We start from the raw sequence: 13505 nt of genomic DNA on the forward strand, positions 1-13505 counted from the left end.
GGGGGGGGGGGGGGGGGGGGCGCGGCCCCCCCCCCCACCTCCAGCGGTCTCAGACGATGTCGTCGACCACGCCGCCATCCACGCGCAGCGCTGCGCCGGAGGTGGCCGAGGCCTGCGGCGAGGCCAGGTAGACCACCATGTTGGCCACTTCCTCGACCGTGGCGGCACGCTGGATCACCGAGGAGGGGCGATGCTCCATCACGAACTCGCGGCCGATCTGTTCCAGCGGCTTGCCGCTGCGCTGGCGTTCATCTTCAAACATCGCGGCGAAACCGTCAGAGAGCGTCGGACCGGGCAGTACGGCATTGACGGTGACGCCACTGCCGGCCACGCGCTTGGCCAGGCCGCGCGACAACGACAGCTGCGCGGTCTTGCTGACCCCGTAATGGATCATGTCGGCGGGGATGTTGCGCGCCGACTCGGAGGAGATGAACAGCACGCGGCCCCAGCCGGCATCGACCATCGCCGGCAGCAGCGCACGCGACAGGCGTACGCCGGACATCACGTTGGTCTGCCAGTAGCGCTCCCAGGTGGCGTCGTCGGTCTCGAAGAAGTCCTGAGGGCCGAAGATGCCGGCGTTGTTGACCAGGATGTCGACCTTGGGCAGGCCGGCGAGCAGCGTTTCGGCACCGGCCGCATCCGAGAGGTCAGCCGCGACACCAAGCACATGGGCACCCGGTACCGTGGAGAGCAGGTGCTGGCGTGCGCGTTCAATGCTGTCGGCACTGCGGCCGTTGAGGACCACCGTGGCCCCGGCCGCAGCCAGGCCCTGTGCGATCGCCAGGCCGATGCCGGCGGTGGAAGCGGTGACCAGTGCGGTGTGGCCGCCGAGTTCGATCTTCATGGGGACATCCAGGGCAGGGGGGATGCCCCAGTATCGATCCGGCGGCGTGATCGGAATGCAGCGCAGGGCGCAACGCGTTGTTGCACGCGGCGCGGTGGATACACGCCATGCGTGGATGGCATGCCCGATTCAGCGGTGAGGGATCAGGTCAGGCTGGTCACCGCCGCATTGGCCGCCGCCCGTACCTTCGGCAGCAGGCGCAGCACCAGCGCCATCTGCGTGCGGATCAGCTGCAGCTTCGGTGGCATCGCCTCGTCGATCTGCTCCAGCTCGGCGGCGACCGCGCGATCCGCATCGTTGTCGTCTTCTGCGACCGGCTGCCGTGCGTTCAGCGCCGTCGCCAGCTGCTGCAGTGCCTTGCGCACGCGATCACCGGCGGCCAATGCCAGCGGATCGCCGGCGTAGCTGTCCACCTGGTCGCGATGCGCACCCAGGGCCGACAGGTGGCCGAGCAGGGTGTTGGACAGGGCCAGGAAGTGGAAGCCGGCATCGAGGTTGCGGCGCACGTGGCCGGGCTCGCGCAGCATGTTCGACAGCGCGGTGGACAGCGCCGCGTCGGCGTTGTGCATGTCGCGGCGGGCGATGCGGTAGGCCAGGTCGTCGCGCATGCCGCTGCGGTACTGGCCCAGCACCGAATCGAGATAACGTGCGGCGGTGTCCAGCACGCGCGCCAGTACAAGATGCAGCTGGCGGCCCTGCCAGTCGGGCAGGATCAGGAACGCCGCCGCCGCTGCGATCGCGCAGCCCAGCACGGTGTCGACCATGCGCGGCACGATCAGCACGAAGCCATCGCCGATCAGGTTGAAGCAGGTCAGTGCCATCACCGTGATCGCCGCCGACGCCACCAGGTAGCGGTCGGTGCGGGTGAAGAAGAACAGCAGCGCCGAAAGCAGGGCAATCAGCAGCTGCACGTGCAGCTGCGGGAACAGCTGCAGCAGTGCCCAGGTCAGCACCAGGCCGGCGAGCGTGCCGACGATGCGCTGGGCCAGGCGTTGGCGGGTGGCGCCGAAGTTGGGCCGGCACACGAACACGATGGTCAGCAGCACCCATGAACCGTTCTGCGCATTGAACAGGCGGATCGCCGCGAAGCCGGCGATCAGCGCCAGGGCCATGCGCAGGCCGTGGCGGAACAGCACCGAGCCGGGCGTGAGCTGCTGGCGCAGGCGCACGCCCATCTCGCGCAGCGTATGCGGGTTGCTGTCGCGCAGGCGGGTATCGACGTTGTCGAGGCTGGCCTCGGAGCGTTCGGCGTCGAGCAGGCGGCGCTCGATGCTGCGCAGGTTGTGCACCAGCAGGTCCAGCGAACCGAGCAGGCGCTGCCACTGTGGCCGCTGCTGGTCACGCAGGTAGGCCAGTGCATCGGCCAGGTCGCGCCCGGCCTGCTGGTTGTTCTCGCCATACACGAACGGGCGGCGCAGGCGGATCGCCTCGCCCAGCCGCGCGCAGGCCTGGCCCTGCAGATCGAGCAGGCGCTGGCAGCGGTACAGCACGTCGCTGTGGAAGAAGGCATCGACCAGCGCGCCGTACGGGTAGTGCGAAGAACTGGCGCGTTCGTGGAAATCCTGCGCCATGTAGTACAGGCGCAGGTACAGGCCGGAGTTCACGCCGGGCCGGCCGGAACGGCCGAAACGGGCCAGGATCGCGGTCTTGGCCTCGTTCAGCGCGCCGACCACGCGGCGGTTCTGCTCGGCCAGGTCGAGCTGGCGTCGCTGCAGGTCGGCCTCGCGCACCGGTTCGAACAGCGCGGCCTTCAACTGCAGGTAGCGGCCCAGTTCCTGGTACAGCCGTGCCACGCGCTCGCGCACCGGCCGGTTGGCGAACAGTGCGGTCCACAGGATCGACAGCAGGCCATACCAGACCGCACCGGCCAGCAGGTGGCTGACGGCGTCCAGTGCGCTGTGCAGGTCGCGCGCGCCATGCTGCTCCAGGCCGATCATGGTGTAGATGGCCAGCGTCACCGTGGCCTGGGCAATGGACGCATAGCGCTCGCCGAGCGCACCGAGCAGGGTCAGGCCGAAGGTGGACAGTGCCAGCGCACCGATGAAGATCCACGGCCACGGGAACAGCCAGATCACCGAGGCCGCCGCGATGCAGAAGCACAGCAGCGAAAGCGCCACGGCCTTGGTCCGGCCCCACCAGTTGTCATCGGTTTCGGCGATGGCGCTGGCGATGATGCCCAGGAACACGCCGGGCAGGGCGGTCAGCGCATCCAGCTGCCAGCACGCGGCCACCGCTGCCGTGAGGGCGATGAACACCCGCAGGCCGTAACTGGCCTTCTCGTGGGCCCACAGGCGGCTGAGACGGGATTGTCGGGCGGACATGCAGGCTCGGTGGAAGGATCTGCCACCATTATTGCGGGCTGCGCGTGAAATATGGGGCCGGAGTGCGGACCAACGGTCCGCACCCACCCTTCGCAACCATGGTAGTGCCGGTCGCTGGCCGGCAGATGCGCCGGGGAAGCCGGCCGGCGGCCGGCTCTACCGGGCTACGCCCGTTGCGCGCGCTTGAGCAGCTTCGCCTCGCGCTTGCGTGCGCGACGTGCGCGCCAGCGTTCGGCCAAGCACGAGAAGATCACATACAGCGCCGGCGTGCTGAGCAGGGTCAGGCTCTGCGAGAACAGCAGGCCGCCGATCATCGCGATGCCCAGAGGGCGCCGCAGTTCGGAGCCTTCGCCGAGGCCGATCGCCAGCGGCACGGCCGCCAGGATCGCCACCATGGTGGTCATCATGATCGGGCGGAAGCGCACGATGCTGGCCTCGCGGGCGGCGTCGCGGGGCGCCAGCCCGTGCTCGCGCTGCGCCACCAGCGCGAAGTCGATCATCATGATCGCGTTCTTCTTGACGATGCCGATCAGCAGCACCAGCGCGATCATCGAGATCACCGACAGCTCGGTGTTGGTGCCGAACAAGGCCAGCAGCGCACCCACGCCCGCTGCGGGCAGCGTGGACAGGATGGTGACCGGGTGGATCAGGCTCTCGTAGAGCATGCCCAGCACCAGATACACGGTCAGGATCGCGGCCAGCACCAGGATCAGCATGTCGCTGGGGTCGGAGTTGAATCCGAAGCCTGCATCATCGGCCAGGCGGATGTCGCCCGGCATGCGCATGCCTGCCACGGTCGCATCGATGATCGCCTTGGCCTCGCCCATGCTCACGTCCGGAGCCAGGTTGTAGCTGAGGTCCATCGTCGTGTACTGGTTTTCATGGGTGATCTGCGACGGTGCCAGGCCCGGAATCTGGGTGGCCACCGCGGTGATCGGCACCATGTCGCCGTTGCGTGCCCGCACGTACACCTCATCCAGCGCCGCCGGCGTGGCGGTCTGTGACGGCAGGGCGTTGACCACCACGCTGTACTGGTTGATGTCCGAGTAGATGGTCGAGATCTGGCGCTGGCCGAACGCCCCGTACAGCGCGCCGTCGATGGCGCCGACGGTGATGCCCAGGCGCGCGGCCTTTGCGCGGTCGATCTGGATGTTCTGGCGCAGGCCGGCGTTGTCGACATCGGTGCCGACGTCGCGCAGCTTCGGGTTCTTCTTCAGTTCCGCCTGCAGCTTGGGCAGCCATTCCTGCAGCGCGGCCAGGTCGTTGCCCTGCAGCGAGATACGGTACTGCGCACCCTGGCTGGAGCCACCACCATCGTTGCTGGGAAGATCCTGGATCGCGCGCAGGCGCAGCTGCAGGTCCGGGTAGCGGTCGGCCTTGGCACTCAACCGCGCCAGTGCATGCGCGGTGGTTTCGCGGCGGCCGTCGCTGCGCGATTTCAGCTCGATGTTGAACTGCGCGCTGGAGCCCTGGCGGCCGCTGCCCAGGCGTACGCCCACGGTCTTCACCGCCGGGTCGGCCATCAGCATGTCGGTGATGCGGCGCTGGCGGGCGACCATGTCCTCGAAGGAGACGGTGGCGCTGGAGTTGGCGCGGCCCCAGATCAGGCCGGTGTCCTGCGGCGGGAACGCACCCTTTTTCACTGCACCGAACAGGAACACGGTGACGCCGATCAGGATCAACGGGGTCAACGACATCAGCAGCGCGTGGCGCAGCGAGAAGTCGAGGAACACGGTGTAGATGCGCAGCATGCGCTCGTGGCCGGCATCGAGCCAGCGGCCGAAGCGCGACGGCGGCGCCGCGTGGTCGTGCGCGCTGAGGAAGCGGCTGCACAGCGCCGGGGTCAGCGTCAGCGAGACGATCATCGAGACCACGATGGCCGCCACCAGGGTGACGGTGAATTCGCGGAAGAACGCGCCCATCATGCCGCTGGCGAACAGCAGCGGGATGAACACCGCCACCAGCGAGGCGGTGATCGAGACGATGGTGAAGCCGATCTCGCGGGCCCCGGTCAGCGCCGCCTGCATGCGCGGCATGCCCTCGTCGAGGTGGCGCATGATGTTCTCGATCACCACGATGGCATCGTCGACCACGAAGCCGATCGCGATCACCAGCGCCAGCAGGCTCAGGTTGTTCAGGGTGAAGCCCATCACGTACATCACCAGCGCGGCACCCGCCAGCGACAGCGGCACGGTCACCGCGGCGATCAGCGTCGGTGCCAGCCGGCGCAGGAACAGCGCCATGGTCAGCACCACCATCGCCAGGCTGATCAGCAGGGTGATCTGCACCTCATGCAGCGAGGAACGGATGGTCGGCGTACGGTCGAAGTACGGCGTCATCGTGGTGCCCGGCTGCAGGTAGTCGCGCAGGGTCGGGATCTGTGCCTTGACCCGGTCCACGGTCTCCACGATGTTGGCGCCGGCACGGGTGAACACGTACATCACCACCGCCGGCTTGTGATCGAACCAGGCCGCCTGGTAAGCGTCCTGCTGGCCGTCGTAGACGTTGGCGATGTCCTTCAGGCGGATCACCCGGCCGTCGCCCTGGGTCTTGACCACCAGGTCGGCGAAGTCGGCCGCACGCGCCACCGAATCGTTGGCGATGATCGCGGTGGTGGTGTTGCCATCGCTGAGGAAGCCGGTGGGCGAGGTCACGTTGGCCGCGCGCACGGCGTTGCGCAGGTCATCGGCGGTCAGGCCGAGGGCGTTCATCAGGCGCAGGTTGACGTCCACGCGCACGGCCGGCGTCGAGGCACCGGCAATGTCGACCGAGGCGACGCCGCTGATCTGGCGGATGCGCTGCGCCAGCAGTGAGTCAGCGACGTTGTACAGCTCGTCGGCCGACTGCGTCTGCGAAGTCAGCGCGATGGCGATCACCGGGTCATCGTTCGGATTCGCCTTCTGGTACATCGGCGAGCCCATGCCCGAGGGCAGGTCGGCCTGCGCCGAGTTGATCGCGGTCTGTACGTCCAGCGCCGCCGAATCGATGTTGTGACCGCTCTGGAAGATCATGAACACCAGCGAGCTGCCTTCCGAGCTCGACGAGCGCATGCGGTCGATGCCCGGCAGCTGGCCCAGGTGGCGCTCCAGCGGTGCGGTGACCGTGGTCGCCATGGTGGCTGCATCGGCGCCGGACTGGCTGGCGTGCACGAAGATCACCGGGATCTCGATGTTCGGCAGTGCCGACACGCCCAGGCGCAGGTAGCAGATCAGGCCGACCATGAACAGGCCGATGGCCAGCAGTGCGGTGCCGATCGGGCGGCGGATGAAGGGGCCGGACAGGTTCATCGTGCGGCCCCCCGCAGCAGCGGGGCGTGGATCATGCCTGCGGCTCCTGCAGCGAACCGTTGCGCAGCGCACGCTGTTCGCGGCGGCGGGCCAGCCACTCGGAGAAGCGCTCCATGTACAGGTAGATCACCGGCGTGGTGTACAGGGTCACCAGCTGCGACAGCAGCAGGCCGCCGACGATGGCGATGCCCAGCGGGCGGCGCAGTTCCGAGCCGATGCCGGTGCCCAATGCCAGTGGCAGCGCGCCGAGCATGGCGGCGGCGGTGGTCATCATGATCGGGCGGAAGCGCAGCAGGCAGGCGCGACGGATCGCTTCATGCGCGTTGGCACCGGCCCGACGTGCCTCGATCGCGAAGTCGACCATCATGATGCCGTTCTTCTTGACGATGCCGATCAGCAGCACGATGCCGACGATGCCGTCCACCGACAGGCTCAGGCCGCACAGCATCAGCGCCAGCAGCGCACCGACACCGGCCGGCGGCAGCGTGGAGATGATCGTGATCGGGTGGATGTAGCTCTCGTAGAGCACGCCCAGCACGATGTAGATCACCACCAGCGAGGCCAGCAGCAGCCACACCACATCGGTCTGGCTGCCGGTGAACTCGGCGGCCTTGCCGATGAACTCGGCATGCAGGTGGGTGGGCATGTCCAGGCTGTCCTTGGTCTCCTGGATTGCACGCACGGCCTCGGACAGCGAATATCCCGGCGCCACGTTGAACGAGACGGTCACCGCCGGAAGCTGCTGCTGGTGGCTGACCACCAGCGGCGCGCTGCTCACCTTGCCCTCGGCCAAGGCCGACAGCGGGATGATGTTGCCGGCGCCGACGGTGATGCCGGTGTTCTGCGCGCCGATGCCGGTGGCGGTGGACGAGTTGGACGAGGTGACCTGGCCGAAGCTGGTGGCATTGGTGCCGGTCAACGCGCCGGCACCGTTGGAGGCCACCGCCAGCTGTTCCATCAGCGCGGTGCTGGTGCGGAACTCCGGCGCTACTTCCAGCACCACGCGGTACTGGTTGAGCTCGGTGAAGATGGTCGAGATCTGGCGCTGGCCGAACGCATCGTAGAGCGTGTCATCGATGGTCTGCATCGGCACGCCCAGTACGCTGGCCTTGTCGCGGTCGATGTTCAGCTCAAGCGCGCGGCCCTGGTTGGACAGGTTGTTGTCGACGTCGGCCAGTTCCGGGCGCTGGCGCAGCGCTTCGGTCAGGCGCGTGGCCTGGGTGGCCACCGTCGCCGAATCCACGTCCGACAGCGAGTACTGGTACTCGGTGGCGGCCACGCGGGTATCCAGGGTCACGTCCTGCACCGGCTTCAGGTACAGCGCCACGCCCGGAATACCGGCCACCGCCTTCTGCAGGCGCGGCAGGATCTCGTCCAGGCCATCGCGCTGGCTGCGTTCCTTCAGCACGATCGACAGCTGGCCCTGGTTGAGCGTGGGGTTCATGCTGCCGGCACCGATGAAGGCCGACACGCCGGTCACATCCGGATCGTGGCGCAGTGCTTCGGCCACCTGCTTGGTGCGCTGCTCCATCTGCGGGAAGGCGATGTTCTGGTCGGCCTGCACCACGCCGGTGATCAGGCCGGTGTCCTGCTCGGGCAGCAGGCCCTTGGGAATCAGCACGTACAGCAGCACGGTCAGCACCAGCGCGCCGCCGGCCACGGCCAGGGTCAGGCGCTGGTGGCCCAGCACCCAGTCCAGGCTGTGCTCGTACAGGCCGACGGTGCGCGTCCACAGGTTCTGCTTGCCGGCGGCCGCTGCGCGCTCATGCGCGTCCTCGCCCTCGGGCAGGGCATCGGGCTTGAGCAGGTAGGCGCACATCATCGGGGTGAGCGTCAGCGAGATCAGCATCGACAGCACCACGGCGATGCTCAGCACCCACGCGAACTCATGGAACAGGCGGCCGGTGACGCCAGGCATCAGCAGCAGCGGCAGGAACACCGCCACCAGCGAGACGGTCAGCGACAGCACGGTGAAGCCGATCTGGCGCGCACCGATTTCGGCCGCCTCCTTGCCACTCTTGCCCTGCTCGATGTAGCGCACGATGTTCTCGATCATCACGATCGCATCGTCGACCACGAAGCCGGTGGCCACCACCAGCGCCATCAGCGAAAGGTTGTCCAGCGACATGCCGGCAAACGCCATTACCGCGAAGGTGCCGGCCAGCGACAGCGGCACCGCCACCGACGGGATGATCGTGGCCCACAACCTGCGCAGGAACACGAAGATCACCGCCACCACCAGGCCAATGGTGAGGATCAGGGTGAACTGCACTTCATGCACCGAGGCGCGGATGGTCTCGGTGCGGTCGTTGAAGATCTCCAGGTGCACGTCGGCCGGCAGCACGCCCTGCAGCTGCGGCAGGATCGCGCGGATGCGCTCGACGGTCTGCACGATGTTGGCGCCGGGCTGGCGGCGCACTTCCAGCAGTACCGCCGGCTTGCCATCGGCCCAGGCGGCCAGCTGGTCGTTCTCCACACCATCGACCACGTCGGCCACGTCGGACAACCGCACCGGGCGGCCGTTCTTGTAGCTGATGATGGTGTCGCGGTACTCGGCGGCACTGGCCAGCTGGTCGTTGGTGCCGATGCTGTAGGACTGGGTCTTGCCGTTCAACGAACCCTTGGGCGCGTTGACATTGGCCTGGGTCAGCGCGCTGCGCAGCTGTTCCAGGGTCAGGCCCATGTTCGACAGCTGCGCCGGGTTGACCTGGATGCGTACCGCCGGGCGCACGTTGCCGGCGATCGAGACCAGGCCCACGCCCTGCACCTGCGACAGGCGCTGGGCCAGGATCGAGTCGGCGTAGTTGTTGACGTCGCGCAGCGGGCGCGTGTCAGAGGTCAGCTTCAGGGTGACGATGGCCGCGTCGGCCGGGTTCACCCGGTTGTAGACCGGCTGGTAGGGCAGCGACGAGGGCAGCGTGGCCTGGCGGATCGCCGCCTGCACGTCCTGCGCGGCGATGTCGATGTCGCGGTCCATCGAGAACTGCAGGATGATCGTCGACAACCCGGCCGAGGAGTCGGAGGTCATCAGCTCCAGCCCGGAGATCTGCCCGAACTGGCGCTCCAGTGGCGTGGTGACCAGCGAAGCCATGGTGGTGGCATTGGCGCCGGGGTACTGGGTGGTAACCACCAGGCTGGGTGCATCGATTTCCGGCAGCGCCGACACCGGCAGCTTGCGGTAACCGAGGATGCCCAGCAGCAACAGCCCCGCCATCAACAGCGAGGTGGCGATGGGGCGGCGGATGAAGATCGTCGAAAAGCCCACGGACTGATCCTTGCTGGCACTTCATTGGCAGCGCCGGCGGGGATGCCGGCGCGGGAGAGGTCAGTGGCCTGCGCTCAGCGCGGGCCACCACCACGACGGCCACCGCCGCCACCGTTCTTCTGCTCGGCGGCCTTCAGTTCGGCCTCGGTCGGCGCGGCCGGCGTTTCGCCCGGCTTCAACGCGGTGACCTTGCTGCCCGGCTTGAGGCGGAACTGGCCTTCGCTGACCACGCGCTCGCCACCCTTCAGGCCTTCGGCGATCTGCACCTGGCTGTCGCCCACTTCCACGCCGCTGCGCACGGTCTGCATCTTTACCGTGTTGTCGCCCTGCACGATGTAGACGTACTCGCCATCCGGGCCACGCAGCACCGCCTGGGTCGGGATGACCACGCCGCCACCGATCGTACGCAGCTGCATGCGCACGTTGACGAACTGGCCCGGCCACAGCCCGTTGTCGGCGTTGTCGAAGATTGCGCGGGCCTTGAACGTGCCGCTGTCGGCGCTGATCAGGTTGTCGACCACGTCCAGCTTGCCGTCGCCGGAGAGCACATGCGAATCGGCGCGGTCCAGCGCGGCCACCGGCACGGTGCCGGCCGCCTGCGCCTGGCGCACGTCGCCGAGCTGGCGCTCGGGCAGGTTGAACAGCACGTGGATCGGATGGATCTGGGTCAGCGTGACCAGCGCGGTACCGGCGTTGACCACGTTGCCGGCGTCGACCGCGCGGATGCCGGCAATGCCGGAGATCGGTGCGGTGACCTTGGTGTACTGCAGCTGCACCTGTGCCGAGCGCATGCTGGCCTCGTTGGCGGCCACCGCGCTTTCGTACTGTGCCACTTGGTTTCGCTGTGTATCCAGATCGGTCTTGGCAACGTACTGGCGATACTCCGGCGCGTTCGAGCGCTGGAAGTTGGAGCGTGCGGTCGCCAGCAGGGCTTCGTTCTGGCGCTTGGCCGCCGCCGCCTGGTCATAGCTGGCCTGGGCGGTGCGCGGATCGATCACCGCCAGCACGTCACCCTGCTTCACTTCCTGGCCTTCGCGGAAATTGAGGCTCATCAGCTGGCCGCCCACCTGCGGGCTGACGGTGACCGTGTTCATCGCCGTCACCGTGCCCAGCGCGCTGGCGTACACCGGCACGTCCTGGCGCGTGGCGTCGACCACGGTCACCGGCACCGGACCGGCATCCGGGTCTTCGCCGCCCTGGCGTGCGCCCGCAGCGGGTTTTCCAGCCTTGTCCTTGCCTCCGCCGACGACGCGCAGGCCGACCACGGCCAGCACCAGTACCGCCACGACCAGCAGCACGATCTTCCAAACACGTGACATTACGAGGACTCCAAGAGGGCTGGACCGGGCGGGACCCCGGGGGCAATGCGCAAAGCATACCTGTGCCACATCACGTTTCCTGCATGACGGATGGGACGGGCGCTAAGACCGGATCCAGCCGCGGAGGTTCCCGTAGCGGCAGTGTTGCCCTACATTCAGCTGGAACCCCTTGCCGTGGAGATTGCGATGCGCCGTTCGCTGCTGTTGTCCGCCCTGTTGCTGGCCCTGCCGGCGCTTGCCCATGCCCAGGACGGGCAGCGCCCGGAAGTGACCGCCGCCGCACAGCGGCTGCAGGCCCGGGTGGTTGAATGGCGCCGCGATTTCCACCAGCACCCGGAGCTGTCCAACCGCGAGGCGCGCACCTCGGCCGAGGTCGCCAAGCGCCTGCGTGCGATGGGCCTGAAGCCGAAGACCGGCATCGCCCATCACGGCGTGGTGGCGATCATCGAAGGCGGCAAGCCGGGCCCGAAGATCGCGCTGCGTGCGGATATGGATGCGTTGCCGGTGACCGAGCAGACCGGCCTGCCGTTCGCCTCCAAGGCCACCGACCAGTACCGTGGCCAGACCGTGGGCGTGATGCATGCCTGCGGCCATGATGCGCACACTGCCACCCTGCTCGGCGTGGCCGAAGCGCTGGTGTCGATGAAGAAGGACCTGCCGGGCCAGGTGATGCTGATCTTCCAGCCGGCCGAGGAGGGCGCACCGCCGCCGGAAGAGGGCGGTGCGGCACTGATGTTGAAGGAAGGATTGTTTGCCGACTTCAAGCCGGAGGCGGTGTTCGGCCTGCATGTGTTCTCCAGTGTGCAGGCAGGGCAGATCGCAGTGCGCGGCGGCCCGCTGATGGCCGCCTCGGACCGCTTCGGGATCAAGGTGATCGGCCGCCAGACGCACGGTTCGGCACCGTGGAATGGCGTGGACCCGATCGTGGCCACCGCCGATCTGGTCGGCACCGCGCAGACCATCGTCAGCCGCCGCGCCAACCTGTCCAAGCAGCCGGCGGTGCTGACCTTCGGCGCGATCAACGGTGGCATCCGCTACAACATCATTCCCGATGAAGTAGAGATGGTGGGCACCATCCGCACCTTCGACGAAGGCATGCGCCAGCAGATCTTCGCCGACCTGCGCAACGTGGCCGAGCACACCGCTGCCGCGCACGGCGCGAAGGCAGTGACCGACATCTACGAGTCGGAAGGCAACCCGGCCACGGTGAACGACCCGGCGCTGACCGCGAAGATGCTGCCGAGCCTGCAGGCGGTGGTGGGCAAGGACAACGTGTACGAGCCGCCGCTGCAGATGGGCGCGGAAGACTTCTCGCTGTACGCGAAGGAAGTGCCGGGCATGTTCTTCTTCGTGGGTTCGACCAGCGTGGGCATCGACCCGGCGACGGCGCCGGCCAACCATTCGCCGAAGTTCCTGCTGGATGAGAAGGCGCTGGATGTCGGGCTGCGGGCGTTGCTGCAGGTGAGCCTGGACTACCTGCACGGTGCGGGCACTCCTGCGGGCTGAGGGTTTCCGGCAGGGCTTGCAGCCCTGCACCCGCCTAAATCAACGTCAACGTCAAAAGCGGGTATTCCGTGGGATGGCGGGGTGGGTCCGGTGGCAGGGGACGCTGCAAGTACGTCCATGTAAGCTCGGTCGCGAGGTCAGTTACCCGTCGCAGTACGATCCCGGCCTGCTGTTCCCCATCCCCCGCAGCGGCGCCCGCGCCGAGATCGGCCTCGATGATGCGGCGCTGCCGTTCGTCGGCCATGACCGCTGGCATGCCTTCGAACTGAGCTGGCTCGACCCGCGCGGCAAGCCGCAGGTCGCCGTCGCCACCGTGCAGGTGCCGTGCACCTCGCCGCGGCTGATCGAATCGAAGTCGTTCAAGCTGTACCTCAACTCCCTCAACAGCACCCGCATCGACACCGCCGAAGCACTGCGCGCACGCATCGTCGCCGACCTGTCGGCCTGTGCCGGTGCGCCGGTCCATGTGGCGTTCGGCCTGCCGGGCCTGCGCGAGACGCCGCTCGGCGAATCGATCGACGGGCTGGAGGTGGAGATCGACTGCTATGGCCCCCCGCAGGCGGACTTCCTTGCCGCTGATGCCGGCCAGGTGGTGGAAGAGACCCTGGTCTCGGCGCTGCTGAAGTCCAACTGCCCGGTCACCGGCCAGCCGGACTGGGCCACGGTCAGCCTGCGCTACCGCGGGCCGAAGATCGACCGCGCCGGCCTGCTGCGTTATCTGGTCAGCTACCGCGAGCACGCCGAGTTCCACGAGCAGTGCGTTGAGCGGATCTTCAGCGAGGTGTCCACGCGTTGCCAGCCGGAGTGGCTGGAAGTGGAAGCCCGCTATACCCGCCGTGGTGGCCTGGACATCAATCCCTGGCGGGCCAGCCCCGGCATCGCCGCCCCGGCCGCGACCTACCGCGAACTGCGCCAGTAACCGCTGCAGGCGGTTACATGTAGTGCCGGCCACTGGCCGGCAAC

General features: G+C 67.9%; 7 protein-coding genes. 2 read left to right on the forward strand and 5 right to left on the reverse strand.

From position 1 onward, the window contains the following. Positions 1–49 precede the first annotated feature (49 nt). The 5 genes from O0J73_RS18165 to O0J73_RS18185 form a co-directional block, all read right to left on the reverse strand. Complete coding sequence (locus O0J73_RS18165) at positions 50–844, reverse strand: SDR family oxidoreductase (protein WP_308309305.1); 795 nt, start codon at positions 842–844, stop codon at positions 50–52. 143 nt (positions 845–987) lie between these two features. Then, positions 988–3165 carry a YccS family putative transporter gene (gene yccS, locus O0J73_RS18170; RefSeq protein WP_308309306.1) on the reverse strand — a complete coding sequence of 726 codons (2178 nt, stop codon included), beginning with the start codon at positions 3163–3165 and terminating at the stop codon, positions 988–990. Positions 3166–3329: 164 nt separating this feature from the next. Continuing rightward, positions 3330–6452, reverse strand: coding sequence for an efflux RND transporter permease subunit (locus O0J73_RS18175; protein ID WP_006473614.1), 3123 nt, complete (start codon positions 6450–6452; stop codon positions 3330–3332). A gap of 31 nt (positions 6453–6483) precedes the next feature. Continuing rightward, positions 6484–9717, reverse strand: coding sequence for an efflux RND transporter permease subunit (locus O0J73_RS18180; protein ID WP_006473613.1), 3234 nt, complete (start codon positions 9715–9717; stop codon positions 6484–6486). Positions 9718–9791: 74 nt separating this feature from the next. Further along, positions 9792–11036, reverse strand: coding sequence for an efflux RND transporter periplasmic adaptor subunit (locus O0J73_RS18185; protein ID WP_006473589.1), 1245 nt, complete (start codon positions 11034–11036; stop codon positions 9792–9794). 186 nt (positions 11037–11222) lie between these two features. Here O0J73_RS18185 and O0J73_RS18190 point away from each other — a divergent pair, with 186 nt between their 5' ends. Both O0J73_RS18190 and queF read left to right on the forward strand, forming a co-directional pair. After that, positions 11223–12542, forward strand: coding sequence for a M20 family metallopeptidase (locus O0J73_RS18190; protein WP_006473586.1), 1320 nt, complete (start codon positions 11223–11225; stop codon positions 12540–12542). 73 nt (positions 12543–12615) lie between these two features. Further along, positions 12616–13461, forward strand: coding sequence for an NADPH-dependent 7-cyano-7-deazaguanine reductase QueF (queF, locus tag O0J73_RS18195; RefSeq protein WP_308309307.1), 846 nt, complete (start codon positions 12616–12618; stop codon positions 13459–13461). Positions 13462–13505: the final 44 nt, after the last annotated feature.

The sequence above is a fragment of the Stenotrophomonas sp. Sm6012 genome, from assembly GCF_030985895.1.
Lineage (GTDB): Bacteria > Pseudomonadota > Gammaproteobacteria > Xanthomonadales > Xanthomonadaceae > Stenotrophomonas > Stenotrophomonas forensis.